This is a genomic window from Natronosporangium hydrolyticum (assembly GCF_016925615.1).
GTDB classification, from domain to species: Bacteria; Actinomycetota; Actinomycetes; order Mycobacteriales; family Micromonosporaceae; genus Natronosporangium; species Natronosporangium hydrolyticum.
In genome coordinates, this window is sequence record NZ_CP070499.1 from 3,090,829 (window position 1) to 3,108,518 (window position 17,690).

Annotated in this window: 14 protein-coding genes and 3 pseudogenes; 6 read left to right on the forward strand and 11 right to left on the reverse strand. The window is 70.0% G+C overall.

The window, feature by feature from the left end; genetic code table 11:
• Window positions 1-42 precede the first annotated feature (42 nt).
• Window positions 43-678: a DUF305 domain-containing protein gene (locus JQS43_RS13735; protein WP_239674784.1), complete on the forward strand. Its 636-nt coding sequence runs from the start codon at window positions 43-45 to the stop codon at window positions 676-678.
• A gap of 70 nt (window positions 679-748) precedes the next feature.
• On the opposite strand, the gene JQS43_RS13740 is transcribed toward JQS43_RS13735, so the two are convergent.
• The 10 genes and pseudogenes from JQS43_RS13740 to fdh form a co-directional block, all read right to left on the reverse strand.
• Complete coding sequence (locus JQS43_RS13740) at window positions 749-1,267, reverse strand: Rv0361 family membrane protein (RefSeq protein ID WP_239674785.1); 519 nt, start codon at window positions 1,265-1,267, stop codon at window positions 749-751.
• Between the two features lie 61 nt (window positions 1,268-1,328).
• Window positions 1,329-1,823 (reverse strand): TspO/MBR family protein, encoded by a 495-nt coding sequence (locus JQS43_RS13745; protein ID WP_239674786.1) that lies wholly within the window; start codon window positions 1,821-1,823, stop codon window positions 1,329-1,331.
• 50 nt (window positions 1,824-1,873) lie between these two features.
• Window positions 1,874-3,253 (reverse strand): RICIN domain-containing protein, encoded by a 1,380-nt coding sequence (locus JQS43_RS13750; protein WP_239674787.1) that lies wholly within the window; start codon window positions 3,251-3,253, stop codon window positions 1,874-1,876.
• Between the two features lie 17 nt (window positions 3,254-3,270).
• Window positions 3,271-3,459 (reverse strand): annotated as a pseudogene (locus tag JQS43_RS13755) (hypothetical protein); the annotation flags it as partial.
• Window positions 3,460-3,619: 160 nt separating this feature from the next.
• A complete protein-coding gene (locus tag JQS43_RS13760) occupies window positions 3,620-4,831 on the reverse strand; it encodes an alanine racemase (RefSeq protein WP_239674788.1) in 1,212 nt (403 codons plus the stop codon).
• An 88-nt stretch (window positions 4,832-4,919) separates the two neighbouring features.
• Complete coding sequence (locus JQS43_RS13765; RefSeq protein WP_239674789.1) at window positions 4,920-5,810, reverse strand: fumarylacetoacetate hydrolase family protein; 891 nt, start codon at window positions 5,808-5,810, stop codon at window positions 4,920-4,922.
• An 86-nt stretch (window positions 5,811-5,896) separates the two neighbouring features.
• Window positions 5,897-7,687 (reverse strand): selenocysteine-specific translation elongation factor, encoded by a 1,791-nt coding sequence (gene selB, locus JQS43_RS13770; protein WP_239674790.1) that lies wholly within the window; start codon window positions 7,685-7,687, stop codon window positions 5,897-5,899.
• 3 nt (window positions 7,688-7,690) lie between these two features.
• A complete protein-coding gene (gene nrfD, locus JQS43_RS13775; RefSeq protein ID WP_239674791.1) occupies window positions 7,691-8,689 on the reverse strand; it encodes an NrfD/PsrC family molybdoenzyme membrane anchor subunit in 999 nt (332 codons plus the stop codon).
• Window positions 8,686-9,588: a 4Fe-4S dicluster domain-containing protein gene (locus JQS43_RS13780; RefSeq protein WP_239674792.1), complete on the reverse strand. Its 903-nt coding sequence runs from the start codon at window positions 9,586-9,588 to the stop codon at window positions 8,686-8,688. Before JQS43_RS13780 ends, nrfD begins: the two co-directional genes overlap by 4 nt.
• Window positions 9,588-12,824 (reverse strand): annotated as a pseudogene (gene fdh / locus JQS43_RS13785) (formate dehydrogenase); the annotation flags it as partial. The pseudogene fdh and the gene JQS43_RS13780, both read right to left, overlap by 1 nt.
• A 173-nt stretch (window positions 12,825-12,997) precedes the next feature.
• Between fdh and JQS43_RS13795 the strand changes: the two are divergent.
• A complete protein-coding gene (locus tag JQS43_RS13795; protein WP_239674795.1) occupies window positions 12,998-13,732 on the forward strand; it encodes a ZIP family metal transporter in 735 nt (244 codons plus the stop codon).
• A gap of 16 nt (window positions 13,733-13,748) precedes the next feature.
• Here the strand turns inward: JQS43_RS13795 and JQS43_RS13800 are convergent, their stop codons facing one another.
• Window positions 13,749-14,651 (reverse strand): DUF4429 domain-containing protein, encoded by a 903-nt coding sequence (locus JQS43_RS13800; protein ID WP_239674796.1) that lies wholly within the window; start codon window positions 14,649-14,651, stop codon window positions 13,749-13,751.
• Between the two features lie 66 nt (window positions 14,652-14,717).
• Here JQS43_RS13800 and JQS43_RS13805 point away from each other — a divergent pair.
• The 4 genes and pseudogenes from JQS43_RS13805 (at window position 14,718) to JQS43_RS13815 (ending at window position 17,659) form a co-directional block, all read left to right on the forward strand.
• Window positions 14,718-15,644 (forward strand): annotated as a pseudogene (locus JQS43_RS13805) (aminoglycoside phosphotransferase family protein).
• Window positions 15,645-15,676: 32 nt separating this feature from the next.
• Window positions 15,677-15,811: a hypothetical protein gene (locus JQS43_RS26065; protein WP_275580894.1), complete on the forward strand. Its 135-nt coding sequence runs from the start codon at window positions 15,677-15,679 to the stop codon at window positions 15,809-15,811.
• Between the two features lie 56 nt (window positions 15,812-15,867).
• Window positions 15,868-16,602: a cobalt-precorrin-6A reductase gene (locus tag JQS43_RS13810; protein WP_239674797.1), complete on the forward strand. Its 735-nt coding sequence runs from the start codon at window positions 15,868-15,870 to the stop codon at window positions 16,600-16,602.
• A 52-nt stretch (window positions 16,603-16,654) separates the two neighbouring features.
• Window positions 16,655-17,659 (forward strand): Rpn family recombination-promoting nuclease/putative transposase, encoded by a 1,005-nt coding sequence (locus JQS43_RS13815; protein WP_275580895.1) that lies wholly within the window; start codon window positions 16,655-16,657, stop codon window positions 17,657-17,659.
• Window positions 17,660-17,690: the final 31 nt, after the last annotated feature.

Sequence of the window (17,690 nt, forward strand, 5' to 3'; positions counted from 1 at the left end):
CAACTACGGCGGCGGGGGTGGCTTTAATATAGACTTGCAAATATGACTCGGCAACCACGCATCCGCCCTGGACTCATCACAGTCGCGTTGACGCTGGTGTTGGTGGCCGGCTGCACGGGTTCGGCGGACGACGACTCGGTAACTGTCCAGCCCGGAGCCCCCGGAGAACCGGGCCGGGTGCTCACCGACCCGCCGACCCAACCCCACGACGACGCGTACACCGACGTCGATGTCCACTTCCTCCACGTGATGATTTACCATCATGAGCAGGCGCTGCGGATGGTGGAGCTGGTCGACGACCGGGCCGACCGGGCAGAGATCAACCTCCTGGCTGCCCGGATCGGCCGCTCCCAGGAGGACGAGCTAGCGCTGATGGCGGACTGGTTGGCGGTGCGGGGCGAGCCGCACGAAGGCGACCATCCGGATGTGGGCGGAATGCCCGGCATGCTGTCCGAGGCCGACTTCGCCGAGCTGGCCGAGGCCACCGGCGCGACGTTCGATCAGCGCTTCCTCGAGCTGATGATCCACCATCACGAAGGGGCACTGATCATGGTTGCTGACCTGCGGGAGGTCGGCGGCGCCCAGGAGCCGGCGTTGGCCGAGTTTACCACCCACCTCGACGTCGACCAGCGGATCGAGATCGACCGAATGCGGTCGCTGCTCTCCGACCTCGATTGAGGAATTCACTCCCAGGCCCGACATCGCAGGGGCTGCGCACCCCGCCAGCAGCGATTGGCGGGGTGCGCCGTCAATACGGAGCGCCGCAGACCTGCCAGTCGTCGCCTGACTTGACCAGGCGGAACTCGTGGGTGACGGTCGACCCGTCGGCCAGATCCAACCGGGCGGTGACGGTGCCGGTGGTGTCCTGGTTGACCCTCGAGACGTGCGCTCCGGTGAGCTGGTAGTCGACCACGTCGCCCCGGTCTCGTGCCACTAGTGCGAACCGTTCCCTGGTGAAGGTCGCCTGGGTGGCGTCGCAGAGCTGGTCGTAGGCCCCGTCGTAGTTCTCGGCCTGCAGGTCAGTCAGGAACGCGTGGGTCGCCTCCCGGGGCGGCTCGGTCACGTCCAGCAAGGTCCGGAACAGGAAAAAGCCGCCCGTGCCCACTCCACCCACGCAGAGCACTCCGACCACCGCGAGCGTGATCCACAAGCCCCGCAGGCTGCGGCGCGGCCGCTGTTGCTGGGCTGGCTGCCCCGGCGGGTAGGACCCGGGCGGCGGATAGCCCTGGTGGCTTGGCGGCGGGGGTGGCGGCGGTCCGAAGGTCATGGCAGAAGAATAGAACCAGTGCGCAACACGCTCGCTGGTGAGGTGGAAGCGCGGGTGGGAGTCAGTTAAGCGTCCAGACCGCTATCGTGAGCGCGCCCGCGTAGGTGGTCCAGGCCCAGTACGGCAACAACAGCAGGGCGGCGACCTGGTGCGCGCGCCAGAACGCGGCGACAGTGGCGCCGATCGCGAGCCACAGCAGAGCAATCTCCACCGACGCGAGGCCGTAAGCGCTGGCGCCGAAGAACAGCGCCGGCCACAGCGCGTTCAAACCCAGCTGCACCGCGTACGGCACCAACGCCAGGGTCAGGCCGACCGTCCGCCAGACCAGCCACCCGGCGATCGCAATGGTGACGTAGAGGACCGCCCACACCGGGCTGAAGAGCCAGTTCGGCGGAGCCCAAGCCGGCAGCTCCAGGGCGGCGTACTCCTCCCCCGCGTCGGCGGAGCCGAGCCCACCGATCGTGGCGACCAGCGCGACCACGGCTACGAAGCCGAGCAGGCCGAGCAAGCTGGCGATGGCGGTGCGCGGCCGGCGGGTCACCCGGGCCTGAGACATGAACTCAGGCTACGGTAGGCGGCCGCCGCCGGCCGCGGATCAACACACCGTCAGCAGATGTTGAGCGAGGAGTTGACCAGCTCGTTGTTCCGGAAGGTCAGGTTGTTGCCGCACGGGCTCTCGACGATCGACGAGTTGACGACCCGCAGATTCTCAATGGTCACGTCGGAGGTGTTCGGGAACTCCGACCGGGCCGCGATCCGGATACCGCCCGGCCCCGCCACCGTGCCGCTCTGCGCGGCGAGGGTGACGTTGTAGCAGTTCTCGATCAGCACGGCGTTGTTGCCGGTCTGGGCGATGTCGACCCGGTCGATCACCAACCCGCCGCTCTCCGAGACGCAGAAGATGCCGCGGCCACCGCCGCGGGCGATCACCTCGCCGACCCGGATGTTGGTGGGGTACCCGTTGCCGATCCGACCGGCGCGGTTGGCGAGCCGGAACGCGGCGTATCCGGTGCCGGTGCCGGCGTTCTCACCGTCTACCGTGCCGATGTTGGCGTTTCTGGTGTTGTTGAGCAGCAGACCGGAGTTGCCGGTGTCGCGTGCGGTCACCGTTCCGATGGTCAGGCCGTCGACGTTCCAGGTCTCCACGCCGTGGTTGTTGGTGCCGGAGACGAAGACGTCGTCCATCCGTACGTTGGTGCTGCCGGGTAGATCCCGCTCGAACCGGATTCCCAGGCCGCCGTTGAGCGACAGATTGATCTGCCCTAGGTGCAGTCCGTGTACGTCGGCGAAGCGGAGCCCGAAGAACGGACTGCCGGTCATATTGAGGCGCGGCACCGCCACGTTCTGTGCGCCGATCGCCTGTACCGCACCGTTGCCCGCGGAGTTGCCGACGTTCATGGTGCCGCAGACCTCCAGCGAGGTGTGGCTGGGCAGATTGATCGCGGAGCTACCGATCGACCCGGAGGCGTCGACCACCACCCGCTCCTGGCTGTTACGGCCAGGGGTCAGGCTGTCGACCGCAGCGCGGATGGCGTCGCCGTAGTTGCCCCCGGAGTAGACGATGCTGCCGCCGCGGGTGGCGGTGTAGTTGCTGCCGCTCTGGGCGACCGCAGCGTCGGCGGAGCCACCGCCGCACTCGATGCCGCCACCGCCGTCGGCAGGTACCATTCGCCACTGCTGGTTGGTCCCGCCGGTGGGGTCGTACTGCGAGATCCGGGCCCCGTCAGCAGTGGACCATTCCCAGAGGTCCAGTGCTTTACCACTGAACCGGTTGGTAAAGGTGACCACGTCACCACCGAGCTCGTCGACGCGCCACTGTTGGTTGGCGCTGTTGAGATCGGTCCACTGGACGATCTGCGCCCCGTTTTCGGGGTTCCATTCGAATACCTCGACCGCCATGCCGATGTGCCGGGCGACGATCCGGTGGTAGCCATCGCCAGCGGGTGCCAGCCGGAACTGCTGGTTGTGCCGATCGTGGGGGCCCATTGGACCAGCCCGGCGCCGGCCTGGGTGCTGGCGGCGTCGATGTCCAGCGCCTTGCCGCTGTGCACCGAGACCAGTTGGTAGTAGGCGTTCGGGTCGACCGTCACGGCCGCTGCAGCGGTGGGCGGCGCCACCAGCCAGGTGGCGAGACCGAGGGTGGCGGTGGTGATGCCGGCGAGCATGCCTCGCCAGAGACTACGGGTACGCATGGTTACTCCATACGGTTAGCGGGCGCGGCTGACGGCCGCGCCCATGCGGGATCGGCAGTGACGGCCGGCTCCCGCGCTATGACTGTAACGTTTCAATACATCGACCACAACCGGTAGCCTTTTCGGCGGGCACCAGCCACCGGCCGAGGTCGGCGCCGACTCAGAACAGCGTGCGGACCGCCCCGGTCAGCGCCCGATCCTCATCCACCAGTGGGATCAGCCGCCATTTGTCGAAGGTCGTGCATGGATGGGAGATCCCGAAACCGACCAGGTCGCCCACCGCGAGGTCGAGCCGGGTCGCCGGCGGCGCCGCCCGCAGGTACGCGTGCTGGTCGTTCAGCTCGACCACGCTCGCCATCGGCGCCGGACCCACCGCGCCGCCGCGGCGGATCACATGCCGTGGCACGGGGAAGCCAGCATCGATGCCGGTGTCCCGCTTCCCGAAGTCGACCAGCGCCAGGCCGGCCTCGGGCCGGGACAACACCCGTGCCCACAACTCCAGCGCTGCGGTCAACACCAGCGGTTCGCAGCGGTGCGCCATCACCGAGCGGAAACGTTGATAGGCGGCCGAATCGTGCGTCACGTAGCAGCCACTGCGCAATACCACCCGGATTGCCCGGCCGGCCTGCCACCGCTCGTCGAAAACCCCGGGAACCAGATCGAAGAAGGCGCTGCCACCAACCGTGACCATCAACTCCGCGGGCACCTCCCCGGCGTACCCACCGGCGAGCTGGTCGGCGACCTGCCGCAGCCGCCACAGGTAACTCTCGACCAGCGCCAACCCCTGCGGATCCGGTCCGACATCGATGACCCCCTCGAAGCCACCGACCCCGGCGAGGCTCAGATGCGGCGCCTCGACGACCTGCCGGGCCAGCGCTACGACCTCCTCCGCCTCCCGGGCACCAGTACGCCCGCCCGGCACCCCCAGCTCGACCAGGACCGGCAGCGGGCGGTGCTGGCCCCGGTCGGCGAGGGTCCGCTCCAACAGGCTGATGCCGACCACCGAGTCCACATAGCAGAAAGCGGAGAAGCCTGGATCCCGGTCGAGTTCGCCGCCCAGCCATGTGATCGCCGCCGGATCGACCAACTGGTTGGCGAGCAGTACCCGCGGCGCTCCCAGCCACCGTAACGTCCGCAGCTGGGTAGGCGTCGCCACCGTCACCGCCCAGGCACCGGCGCCGAGCTGCCGACTGATGATCTCCGGGGACAGGGTGGTTTTTACATGCGGCGCCAACGACAGTCCGGACCGGTGACAGAAATCCTGCATGGACTGCAGGTTGTCGGCGAGGGCCTGCTCCTTCAGCAACAACACCGGGGTCCCGAAACCCGTCGACCCACCGCCCGGCAGCGTCATGCCCCGCAGCTCACTCACTGTCCGTCCCAACACCGCGTCGGGAAACCCCTTATGGTGCGGTTGTACGGGCGGATCGTAACTGAGCGCATCCATGATCGACATGCAGTCAGCCCGGTCCCCGGTCCAGCTCCGGGCCGGCCTGCCGGCACTCGTGCCGCTGGCTACCCAACTCCTGGCCGGCAACGGTAAAGGTGTCCCCGGCTCGCAGGTAGCGTGGCGGCTGCTGCCCCATCCCAACCCCGGCCGGAGTCCCCGTGTTGATCAAATCACCAGGCTCCAACACCATGAACTGGCTCAGATACCAGACCAGGTAGTCGACCGGGAAGACCATATCGGCGGTGAGACCGTACTGCATCCGCTGCCCGTCGACCGTCAGCTCCAACCACAGCGCCTGCGGATCGGGCACCTCGTCGGCGGTGACCAACCACGGACCCAGCGGGTTGAAAGTCTCGCAAGACTTGCCTTTGTCCCACTGGCCGCCCCGCTCCAGCTGGTACTCCCGCTCCGAAAGATCGGTGGAGAGCACGAAACCACCGATCACCTCCCGGGCGGCGGCCGGATCCGGCAGATACCGAGCGGGCCGGCCGATCACCACCCCCAACTCCACCTCCCAGTCGGTCTTGACGCTGCCCGGCGGGATCAACACCGGGTCGTCCGGCCCCACCACCGTATTGGGGGCCTTCATGAACAACACCGGCTCGGTCGGCAGCGTCATCCCCGACTCCCGGGCGTGCTCGTGGTAATTGAGCCCGACACAGAGAATCTTTGGCGGCAACGAAATCGGCGAACCGAGCCGGACCCGGTCCAGCTCGAACCGCGGCAGCTTCCCGCTCGCGACCGCGCCGCGCACCAGATCCAGCCCACCGGTGCTCCAGAATCCGGCGTCGAAGTCGGCGACCACCCCACTGACGTCGTACCCGACCGGATCACCAGCCGGGCCGGGGGCCATCACCCCGGGACGTTCGTCGCCGACCGGGCCGAACCGGATCAGTCTCATCGGGGTGATCCTCCTGTCGCTGGGAAGCTTCGCGCGCCCAGTCTACGGACGCCCACGGGCCCGGTTACCCGGCCTCGACCTGCACCTCAACCGTCACCAGCGGCGACGACGTGGCGACGGTCGTCGACCAGTCGCCGGGTCTCGCCGCGACGATCCAGCAACTCCAGCAACGGCACCGCTACCCGGCGAGTCGTCGACAGCGCCCGCCGCGCCTGGCTGAGCGTGAACGGCTGTGGCAACTCCGCCAACACCGCCACCGCCGCCACCGCCGCATCCGGCGCCACCACTACCTGGTCCGCCAGGCGCAGCAACAGCCCTGCCCGCTCTGCCGCTGCCAGCTCGGCGGCGCCCAGGCCCAGCGCGGCGAGCTGGTCGCTGGCCGGCGCCTGGAACGGCGCGCCGGCCAACTCTGCCAGCAACTGCTCGGTGCGCAGGCGCAGCGGTTCGGGCAGTGCGGCGGCGCCGGTGGTGACCCGCCCGTCCCGCAGCGTCAAGGGTTCGGTCGCTAACGCCACCACCAGCGCCCGATCCGGTAACCCCAGCTGCCGCGCGGCGGTAGCGGACGGCAACCCGCCGTCGAGCGGCTGCTCCCGTTGGTGGGCCTCGACCAGCTCGCGCAGCCGGTCCTGCTGTGCTCGCCACCAGCTTCGGTCGGCCAACCAGTCGCCGGCGACCGCCGCCATGTCTCCGGCGGGCACCCCCATGGTCACCAACTCGGTGCGCCGGATCAGCCGCCGACGGCGCAGCTCCGACACCAGGTCCGGGGCGCCGTCGAGCTCGGCCAGCAGCGCCGCCCGCGCCGCCGCCGCACCCCGGCGACGGGGCATCTCCGGCGGCGCCACATCCAGCATGCGCACGCCGCCCGCGATGTGATTCCGGCCCGGGTCGCGCAACAACCCCCGGTCCCCCACGTGCAACGGCAGCGGCCTCGCCAGCCGCAGCCGAGCCGTGTCTGCGCCCAACGGCCGTACCCGCACCGGCACCGCGGCCGCCCCGACATGGAGCTGGAGCTGCCCTGGCAGCGCCGTGGCTGGGTCCCCGGTGACTCGGACATCGACCAGCCCGGTTACCTGGAAACCGCCGGGACAAACCAGCGCGTCCCCGCGGCGTACCTGTCCCCGGTCGATCCCCCGCAGATTGACCGCCACTCGGGCCACCCCACTGATCTCCGCTACCGAGCCGCCCAGCGCCTGAAGTCCCCGCACCCGCACCGGCCGGCCGCTGCTCGCCAGCGCCAGCTCGTCGCCGACCCGTAGCGTCCCCGCCGGCAGTGTGCCGGTGAGCACAGTTCCGCTGCCGTGGATCGTGAAGACCCGATCCACCCACAGTCGCACCGGCGCTGACGTCTCCGCCGGCGGGACCGCCGCGGCCAGCCTGGCGAGCGCAGCCCGCAGCTGGACCAACCCTTCACCCGCTGGCCCCTCACCCGCTGGCGCGGAGACCAGCACCGGCGCGGCGGCCAGCCCCGCCAGGGAGGTCCCGGCCAACGCCGCCCGGGCGGACTCGACCGCCGCCGCCGGTTCTGCCAGGTCGGTGCGCGTCACCACCAGGACCCCGTGCCGCACCCCGAGCCCGTCCAGGGCAGCCAGGTGCTCGGCCGACTGCGGCATCCACCCCTCGTCCGCGGCGACCACCAGCAGCACTGCCGGCACCGGCCCCACGCCGGCGAGCATGTTCGGCACGAACCGCTCGTGCCCCGGAACATCAACGAACGCAACCGTCTCGCCGGTCGGCAAGTCGGTCCAGGCGAAGCCCAGGTCGATCGTGAGGCCGCGCCGGCGCTCCTGCTCCCAGCGGTCCGGCTCCATCCCGGTCAACGCCCGCACCAAGGTGGACTTGCCGTGGTCGACGTGGCCGGCGGTCGCGACCACAAGCACCGGCTACTCCTCCTTCGCGCCACCGAACTTGGCGCCACCGAGCTTGGCTTCGCCGAGTTTCCCGTCACCGTTGCGGGCAGCTAACCGGGCCCGCTGGGGCACCACGGTATACCGCGGGTCCCGCGCCGAGGCTCGGCCAGCCTCGAACACGCCGAAGCGGACACAGAATGCACCGGCCAGCAACGCCGCTCCGGAGACCGCCGCCGCGACCCGGCTCCGCCGACCGGCCAGCGCACCGAGCGCGCCAGCGACGCTCAGCGCCCGCCCCGCCCGCAGCCACCGCCCGGCGGCACCCTGCCGATACGGCTCGGCCAGCGCTCCGAGCCGACCCTCCAACCGCCGCTCGGCGGCGAACTCCAGCGCCGCACCGGCCACCGCCAGCCGGCGGGCGGGCGCGCTCTCGCCGGTCGGGGCGGCGAGCAGCCCGACGCCGGCACCGCTCGCCAACGCGCTGCCGGCGAACAGGAAGGGCAGCTCCCGGTACGCCTCGTGCCACGCGGGTACCGCAGTATCGGCGAACAGCACCGCCGGATAGGTCATCATCGCCGGGCCGAGCAGGCCGGCGGCCCACCCGGCGGCCCGGCCAAGTCGGGGAAACCAGCCGGTGACCGCGGTCGTCCCCGCCACCCCACTGAGCGTGCCGAAGGCCGCCAACAGCCAGGAGCCCATACTCAGTGGCGAGGTCGGCCGGGCCACCCGGAGCATGTAGAGGAACCGGGCCGGGCGCCCCAGGTCATGAATGAGCGCGATGGTGCCGCTGGCCGCCGTTGCGGCCGCTGCCACCGCACCGGCCCGCGCCAGCCGTTGCCGACCGGTCGCCTCGGCGAGCACCGCCATCACCGCGGTCGCGCCAGCCGTCCCGCCGAAGAGGAGGTAGAGCGGAACGTCCGGGGTTTTCCAGGTCGGCGCCTTGATGATCGGCTGCCCATAGTACGAGCGGAACTCGGCCTCCGGCACGGTCGCCGCCGGATCACCGCGGCGACCGCTTCCCGCCGCCGTCATCGCCGGCCCGCTAGAAACGCTGCCGCGATGATGCCCGCGGCCGCGAGTGCAGCCGCCCCGGCCCGCTGCCACATCGCCGGTAGGTCCCGGGTGGTGACCACCGGGTCAGGCGGCAGCCCGTAGACCTCGGGCTCGTCGAGCAGGAGGAAGAAAGCGCCGTCGCCGCCGACGCCATCGGTCGGGTCGGCGCCGTAGAGCCGGGCGTTCGGCACCCCCTGTTGTTGCAGCCGCGCCACCCGTTGCTGCGCCCGCTCCCGCAGCTCGTCCCAGGGACCGAACTGGATCGAGTCGGTCGGACATGCTTTGGCACAGGCCGGCTCCTGGCTGCCGCGCAGCCGGTCGTAGCAGAGCGTGCACTTCCACGCTCGGCCGTCCCCCGGCCGCAGGTCGATCACCCCGTACGGACAGGCTGGAACGCAGTAGCCGCACCCGTTGCAGATGTCCTCCTGGACCACGACGGTGCCGAACTCGGTGCGGAACAGCGACCCGGTCGGGCAGACATCCAGGCAGGCCGCGTGGGTGCAGTGCTTGCAGACGTCCGACATCATCAGCCAGCTCACATCCCGGTCCGGGTCCGCGGCCTGTTGGCCGGCCGGCGGGCCCATCGCCGGCATTCCCAGCGCCACCGGCCGCTGGCCGGCCGGGCGGGTCTGCTCCACGAAGGCGACGTGCCGCCACGTGTTCGCCCCCAGGTCCCCGCTGTTGTCGTACGAGGTGCCCCGCAGTTCCAATCCGTTGTCGGGGACCAGGTTCCATTCTTTGCACGCCACCTCGCAGGCCTTGCAGCCGATGCAGATACTGGTGTCGGTGAAGAATCCCATCCGGGGTGGATGGTCCGGCGGGTGCCCGGCCTGCCCCGCCACGTCGGCCACCGGCCCGGAAAGCAGGTTCTCGGTCACGTCGTCGCTCCTTCGGTCCCGGTCTGCTCGGTGATACCAGCCCGCCGCTGGTATTCGGCTATGAACTCACTCAGCGCCGCGCCCCGCGGCCGGCGCCCCGCGATGATGTCGCAGGTCGCCGCCTTCGACTCTTGGATGTGGACGTTCGGATCCAGGACCACGCCCAGCAGCTCGTTGCCCGCGTCACCGGTGGAGAGTCCGTTCGGCCCCCAGTGGTATGGCACGCCGACCTGGTGGATGGTCCGCCCGGCGATGGTCAGCGGCCGCATCCGTTCGGTCACCAGCACCCGGGCCTCGATCGCCCCCCGCCCGGTGACCACCGTCGCCCACCCGAGGTGCGACAGCCCTCGCTCCGCGGCGAGTGCGGGTGCGACCTCACAGAACAGCTCCGGTTGCAGCTCCGCGAGGTACGGCAGGAACCGGCTCATCCCACCCGCGGTGTGATGCTCGGTGAGCCGGTAGGTGGTCAGCACATAGGGGAAGACCGGTGACCGACTGGGGTTGAGCCGGTTGGCCCGGTGCGGGTAGACCTGCCGGGTCGGGTTGGCCTGCTGGGCGTAGAGCGGATTGGGCACCGGCGACTCGGGCGGTTCGTAGTGGGTCGGCAGCGGGCCATCCAGGAGGCCGGTCGGCACATAGAGCCAGGCCCGCCCGTCACTCTGCATGATGAAGGCGTCGGTGCCGGCGAGCGCGTGCTCCGCCCGCGCGCCGGGCGCCGGCGTGAAGTCGGGCGGTTTGTCGGCCTCGAAGTCCGGCGTATCCTCGCCCACCCAACGACGCTGCTCCGAATCCCACCACAGGTACGCCTTCCGGGCGCTCCAGGGCCGCCCGGCCGGGTCGGCCGAGGCCCGGTTGTAGAGCAGACGCCGGTTGTTCGGCCAGGCCCAGCCCCACTCTGGGGCCACCCAGGACTGTTCGCTGCCGGGCTTACGGCGCGCGGGTTGGTTCACCTCGTGCGCGAAGCAACCGCAGTAGATCCATGCGCCGCACGTGGTCGACCCGTCGTCACGGAGCTGGGTGAAGGTGGATAGCGCCGCACCGTCCGGGCCGACCCCGCCGATCTCCCGCAGCACCGCCGCCGCATCCGGGTCAGCGACTTCGCCGGTGGTCGGATAATCCCACGTCAAGTCGAGGATGGGCCGGTCTCGCGGGTCGGTGGAGCCGGCCAGCTTCGCCCGGATCCGGCGGCCGAGGTGGTAGTAGAACCACAGCTCGCTGCGTTGGTCATCGACCGGCTCGACCGCCTGGTGCCGCCACTGCAACAGCCGCTGGGTGTTGGTGAAGGTGCCGGATTTTTCGGTGTGGGCGGCGGCTGGCAGGAAGAACACCTCGGTCGGGATCTGCTCGGTGATCAGCTCCCCAGTCTCGATCTCCGGCCCGTTGCGCCAAAAGGTAGCTGATTCGATCAGTTGCAGGTCCCGCACGACCAGCCACTCCAGATTGGCCATACCGAGCCGTTGCAGCTTGGCGTTGGCCGATCCCACCGCCGGGTTCTCGCCGACCACAAAGTACCCCTTGACCGTACCCGCGATCTGGTCCAAAACCGTGCGGTAGGTGCCGTGGTCGCCGCTGATCCGGGGCAGATAGTCGAAGCAGAACTCGTTCTCGGCGGTGGCGGCCTCGCCCCACCATGCCTTGAGCAGACTTACCAGATAGGCCCGCATGTTGCCCCAGAACCCGGTCTGTCCCGCGTCGGCCGCCACAAACTCGTCGAGGCTCTGCTGCTGATGCGCCCGCGGCATCGGCAGATAGCCGGGCAGGATGTTGAAGAGCGTGGGGATGTCGGTCGAACCCTGGATGGAGGCGTGACCGCGCAGCGCCAGGATACCCCCGCCGGGCCGGCCGATGTTGCCCAGCAACAGCTGCAGAATGGCGGCGGTCCGGATGTACTGCACCCCGACGGTATGCTGGGTCCAGCCGACCGAGTAGACCCAGGCAGTGGTCCGTTCCCGGCCGGAGTTGCTGGTGATCGCCTCGGCCACCGTCGCGAACATCGCCGCCGGCACCCCGCACACCTGCTCGACCAACTCCGGGGTGTAACGGGCAAAGTGCCGCTTGAGCAGCTGGTAGACGCAGCGCGGGTCGGTCAAGCTCGGATCGAGGCGTGGCTTGCCGGTCAACGGCTCCCCAGCCGCGCCCAACCGTTCCTCGCCAGCGCGCTCGTCATGGCCGTCGAGGCCGAGCCCCATCTCGGGGTGACCAGCCGCGGCCGCCGCCCGGACGCCTTCATACTGCCAGCTCGCCGGCTGGTACGTGCGGCTCTCGGGGTCGAAGCCGGAGAAGAGACCGGCCAGGTCCTCGGTGTCCTGGAAGTCCTCGCGGACGATCGCTGGCGCGTTGGTATACGCGACCAGGTACTCGCGGAACTCCTTACCGTGGCTGAGCACATAGTTGATCAGCCCACCCAGGAAGGCGATGTCGCTGCCGGCCCGCAGCGGCACGTGCACGTCGGCCAGGGCGCTGGTCCGGGTGAACCGCGGGTCGATGTGGATCACCGCCGCCCCCCGCTCCTTGGCAGCCATCACCCATTGAAAACCGACCGGATGACACTCGGCCATGTTCGAGCCCTGGATGACGATGCAGTCGGCGTGCTGGAGGTCCTGCTGGAAGTTGGTGGCGCCGCCCCGCCCGAACGAGGTCCCCAGACCGGGGACCGTCGCGGAGTGTCAAATCCGCGCCTGGTTCTCCACCTGGACCGCCCCTAAGGCGGTGTAGAGCTTCTTCATCAGGTAGTTCTCCTCGTTGTCGAGGGTCGCCCCACCTAGATGCGCGATGCCCATGGTCCGGTTCAACCGCCGCCCGTCGGCGTCGGCCTCCTGCCAGGTGTCCCGCCGGGTCTGGATCACCCGATCGGCGATCATGTCCAGCGCGGTTTCGAGGTCCAGGTCCTCCCAGTCGGTGCCGTACGGGCGCCGGTACCGGACCTTGGTGACCCGGGTCGGCGAGTTGACCAGCTGTTCGCTGGCGGCGCCCTTGGGGCACAGCCGGCCCCGGGAGATCGGGCTGTCGTAGTCGCCCTCGATCTGGGTCACGGTGTTGCCGTCGACGTAGACATCCTGCCCACAGCCGACCGCGCAGTAGGGGCAGATCGACTTCACCACCCGGTCCGCCGCGTCGGTGCGGGGCGTCAGCGACTCGCTGCGGGCGGACGAGGCGGCGGCGCCCCGACCCAGCCGGTCGGCCCCGGTGAGCTGCCGCAGCACCGGCCACCGCCCGATCCACTCCGGCAGGCCCACCCCGCACCTCCTCCCCGCCGCCATGACCACTTCTCCGGAGGCTAACCCATCGACGCTCCGTACGGTGGAGATCCCGCCGGAACCCTCCCGGGGCGTCCTCGCGCACACCGCACAGCACCCGCCAGCGGCGCGCCTGCCCAGCGTTGATAGCCCTGCGTGATCTGCTGGCTACCATGTGGCTTGCAGCGGGGGCCGGGCTACTCGGCGGCCTGGCGCTGGTCATCGGTGCGGCCGTCGCGTTGTCGGTGCAGATTCCGCCCCGAGCCGTCGGCTGGATCATGGCGCTCGGAGCCGGGGTGCTGATCAGCGCGCTGAGCATCGAACTCGCCCAGGACGCGTACGCCCGCGCCGGCGGTGGGGTCCTCGCCGCCGGCCTGGCCGCCGGTGGCCTGACCTTCTTTCTCGGCAGCCTGCTGGTGAGCCGGGCCGGGCCGCGCCATCACAAACGATGCGGCGATTGCCGGACCCCGCCGCCACCCGGGCCAGGCAACGCGATCGCGCTGGGGTCGCTGCTGGATGGAATCCCCGAGTCGGTGGTGATCGGGGTAACCGTGCTCGCCGACGAACGGATCGGCGTCGCGGTGGTGGCGGCGGTCTTCCTCTCCAACCTCGCCGAGTCGATCTCCGCGGGTAATGGCCTCCGCCGGGCGGGCCACTCGCCGCGATGGATCATGGGCCTCTGGGGCGGCATCGCCCTCGCGTCAGCGCTCGCGGCGGCCGCCGGTTACCTGCTGCTCGGCGGCGCCTCCCCGGCGGCGATCGCGGCCACCCAGGCTTTCGCGGCCGGGGCCGTGCTGACCATGCTCGCCGACACCATGATGCCCGAGGCCTTCGACCACGCAGGACCGCCGACCGGCCTGGTCACCGTGCTCGGTTTCACTGTGGCGTTCCTGCTCAGTCAGGTGTAGACCGGGCCGTGGCCGGTCAACTCGGCCCGAGCAGATCTGCGCGTTTGGCGGCGAACTCGGCCTCGGTCAACACCCCGGCCGCGCGCAGCTGCTCCAGCATCTGCAACAGCTCACTGGTCCGCTCACTACCAGCCGCCAGCTCCGACAACGCCTTGCTCTCCGGCCCGGGGCTCGGAAGCGCGGGCGTCGCCTCGGCCCGATCGGCGAACAGATGGGCGGTGATCGTAGCGGCCAGCAGCAGCCCCGCCGCCCCCTGTTTGCCCTCATCACAGCGCAGACAGGTTAGGTCCTGTTTCGGCTTGGTCGCCGTCTCGCCCTGGTCGCCCTCGGCGATCAGTCGCAGATAACCCCACTCCCACCCGTCCGAGGGCGCCCACTCCACCTTCGCCAGCGCGGTCAGCGGGAACTCCCGCCGCTGCGCCCGTCGCTTACGCCGACCCGCGGACGCGCCCGACCACAGCAGCCGTACTGTCGCGCCGTCGAACGAGGCGACCCCCTCGCTGGTCTGGATGTGCATCGGCAACGGTGCCACCAACGCCACCAGCGCGCGCCGACGCTCCTGGGCCGACATCGGTGTGGTCGCGGCCTGCCCCGCCATATACCGCACCTGGTCTGCCCAATACTCAGCGAGCAAGGTGGTCTTCGCTGGGCCGGTCAACCGAAACGGGTGGGACCGTTTACTCAACGCCGCCCCGACCGCAGCATAGGGGTCCATGCCGTCCCGCAGCACCAGCTCCAGCGACCAGCGCCGCCACGCCGCCTTCGGCCGGAACTCGACCCCCGCCACCGCTCCGATCGCGACCTCGCATCGACCCAGCTGGGCAAGCATCGGATCCTGCCCCCGGTCGGTCCGGTAGTCGAGCCGCACCGTCTCACCATCGAACCGCCACGCGCCCTCGCCACCCGCCAACTCGTCCATTACCAGCGATTCTAGACAGCCCGGCCGCGCCGCAGCCGGGCCCGACCGCCGCCGTACGGTAGTCGGATGCGACCGCGTTACCGCGTCGTGGTCCCGGAGCCACTGCGGCGAGCACAGGCCAGTTACCATGGCGAGGCTGGCCGAGCCTGGGTAGCCGGGTTGCCGGCGCTAGCGGAGTCGTACCTGGAACGGTGGCAGCTGCGGCTCGACGGGGCGCCCCGATGCGGCGACTGCGCCCTGGTCTTGCCGGTTATCTCCCCGGCTCACGGACCCGCAGTGCTCAAGCTGCAAGCGGTCGACGACGAAACCCGCGGCGAACCCCTCGCACTCCAGACTTGGCGGGCCGACGGTGCGGTACGGCTGCTCCGCCACGATCACACCAGCGGCGCGATGCTGCTGGAGCGGCTCGACGCCGAATAGACACTGGCCGATTGTCCGCTGCCCCAGGCACTGCCGATCCTCGCCGCCCTCCTCGGCCGACTGGTGGCGGTGCCCGCGCCGGCTGGCCTACGGAGACTCGATGAGCTCGCCGCCGACCTTCTCCCCCGAGCGCAGGCTTCCGCGCCACGGCTAACGGAGCCGGCGGACCAACGGCTGTGGCAAACCGCAATCTCGACGCTGGCGCAGTTGTTGCCGGTTCGGCAACACCAGCTGCTGCACTGGGACCTCCATTACGGCAACGTTCTCGCCGGCCAGCGGGAGCCGTGGCTAGCGATCGACCCGAAGCCGTTGGCCGGCGAGCCCGGGTTCGAACTGCTCCCGGCGCTCCGCAACCGCTGGTCCGAGCTTCTGGTGCAAGGGGGTCCGGTGGCCGGGGTACGCGGCCGGTTCGATCTGCTGGTCGAGGCGGCGGGCCTGGACCGCCACCGCGCCGCCGGCTGGACCCTGGCGCGGATACTTGAGGACACCTGTTGGCAGCTTGAGTCCGGCACGACCACGATCCGGCCCGAGTACCGCGTGATCGCCGAAGCCCTTGGCGCAGACTTGCCTTAGCCGTCAGTGCTGCCCAGCCCACCAAGCCCGGAATGTCCGCGACGTATATTGAGCGAGTAGGCGAAGCACCGGTCGAGCAGTTGCACCACTTGTTCGCAGGACTCGGACCGGCAGCAGAGGAGGCGTTCGTGACCACCGCCGAACAACTCGAAGAGGTCCTGCGCTGATCCGCGCCGGGCAAGAGACGGCAGCCAGCGCCTCGCGCGATACAGCTGCGAAGCGGGTGCTCATCCTCGGGGGCACCGCCGAAGCGCGGGCATTAGCGGCGGCGCTCGCCAACCGTCCTGACATGTCCGTTGTCTCGTCCCTGGCCGGACGGGTGTCGAACCCGAGACTGCCCGTCGGCGAGGTGCGGATCGGCGGATTCGGCGGGGCGGCTGGGCTGGCAGGCTGGCTAACCGAGCGGGGCATTGAGGTGCTGGTTGACGCCACCCACCCCTACGCTGCCCGGATCCGACTCTCGGCAGCCGAGGCCGCGGTGACCACCGGGCTGCCCCACCTACGGCTCGAGCGGCCCGGGTGGCACCCCCAGCCCGGGGACGAGTGGCACCGGGTGCCCGACCTGGCGTCGGCGGTTGCCGCAGTGCCCGCGTTGGGCCGTCGGGTGCTGCTCACAACCGGCCGGCAGAGCCTACCGGCGTTCTGGGGCCTGACCGACCGGTGGTTCCTGGCCCGGGTGGTCGACGCGCCTGATGAGCCAGTGCCCGAGCATGTGCAACTGCTGCGCAGCCGTGGCCCCTACCAGCTCGCGGACGAGCGAGAGCTACTACGCGCACACCGGATCGACCTGCTGGTCACTAAGGACAGTGGTGGGTCGCTGACCGAGGCGAAGCTGGTCGCCGCGCGGGAGCGGGGCATACCCGTCCTCATCATCGACCGGCCAGTGTCGCCGCCGCTGCCGGCGATCGTCACCACCGTGCCGGCGGCGGTTCGGTGGGTGGCGACTCAACCGGGGTAGCGTCCCGGCGGCCGCCCGGTGAGCGTCGGTAGCCCCCGGTAGGTTGCCGGCCATGTCGGGAAAAGCGAGTCCTCATGACGCGGTGTTCCGAAGGATGCTAGGTGAACCGGCGAACGCCGCCTCGCAGCTGCAAGCGGTGCTGCCCCCGGAGCTGGCAGACAAGCTGGATCTGAGACGGCTGAACCGAGTAGCGGGAAGCTTTGTAGACGCCGAACTACGGTGGCGGCACACCGACCTGTTGTTCACCGCGCCGCTCGCCGGCCGCGACGCATTCATCTACGTGCTCGTCGAACATCAGAGCAGCACCGATGAGCTCATGTCGTTCCGGATGCTGCGATACATGGTCCGCATCTGGGACCGATACCTCGCCGAACGTCCCAAAGCGCAACGGCTACCGGTGGTGATCCCACTCGTCGTGCACCACAACCGCCGACCATGGGATGCCCCGACCGAGCTCGCCGACGTCCTGGATCTGGACCCCGACACCGCCAAGAGCGCCGGTGAACACCTGCCACGGCTACGGTTCATGCTGGATGACCTGACGATGGTGGACGAGGCGGCGCTCCGGGCCCGGCCGGTCACCCCGCCGGTCCGGATGACGCTACTGCTACTGAAGATCGCCAGCGGCAACGCCAACCTCGCCGAAGACCTCCAGAACTGGGCCGATGACCTTCGGGCGGTGTTGCGGCGACCCGACGGCACCAAGGATTTCGTCACCCTCCTGACGTATATTGAGCGAGTAGGCGAAGCACCCGTCGAGCAGTTGCACCACTTGTTCGCAGGACTCGGACCGGCAGCAGAGGAGGCGTTCGTGACCACCGCCGAACAACTCGAAGCCCGCGGCGAAGCCCGAGGCGAAGCCCGGGGAGAAGCCCGCGGCGAAGCCCGGGGAGAAGCCCGCGGGCGCGCCGAGGCCTTGGCGCAGTTCCTCAGCCTAAAATTCGGCCCACTCCCCCCGACCGCGCTCGACCGCGTCCACGCCGCCACCATCGACCAACTCGAAACCTGGACCAGCCGCGTCCTCACCGCCGACAACCTTGAAGAGGTCCTGCGCTAGGGCCTGCCCGTAGTCATGATCGACCGGCCCC

Coding starts and splice junctions, on each gene's coding strand:
- JQS43_RS13735 (WP_239674784.1), top strand. CDS start 43: ATGACTCGGCAACCACGCATCCGCCCTGGACTCATCACAGTCGCGTTG.
- JQS43_RS13740 (WP_239674785.1), bottom strand. CDS start 1,267: ATGACCTTCGGACCGCCGCCACCCCCGCCGCCAAGCCACCAGGGCTAT.
- JQS43_RS13745 (WP_239674786.1), bottom strand. CDS start 1,823: ATGTCTCAGGCCCGGGTGACCCGCCGGCCGCGCACCGCCATCGCCAGC.
- JQS43_RS13750 (WP_239674787.1), bottom strand. CDS start 3,253: ATGGGCCCCCACGATCGGCACAACCAGCAGTTCCGGCTGGCACCCGCT.
- JQS43_RS13765 (WP_239674789.1), bottom strand. CDS start 5,810: ATGAGACTGATCCGGTTCGGCCCGGTCGGCGACGAACGTCCCGGGGTG.
- nrfD (WP_239674791.1), bottom strand. CDS start 8,689: ATGACGGCGGCGGGAAGCGGTCGCCGCGGTGATCCGGCGGCGACCGTG.
- JQS43_RS13795 (WP_239674795.1), top strand. CDS start 12,998: ATGTGGCTTGCAGCGGGGGCCGGGCTACTCGGCGGCCTGGCGCTGGTC.
- JQS43_RS13800 (WP_239674796.1), bottom strand. CDS start 14,651: ATGGACGAGTTGGCGGGTGGCGAGGGCGCGTGGCGGTTCGATGGTGAG.
- JQS43_RS26065 (WP_275580894.1), top strand. CDS start 15,677: ATGTCCGCGACGTATATTGAGCGAGTAGGCGAAGCACCGGTCGAGCAG.
- JQS43_RS13815 (WP_275580895.1), top strand. CDS start 16,655: ATGTCGGGAAAAGCGAGTCCTCATGACGCGGTGTTCCGAAGGATGCTA.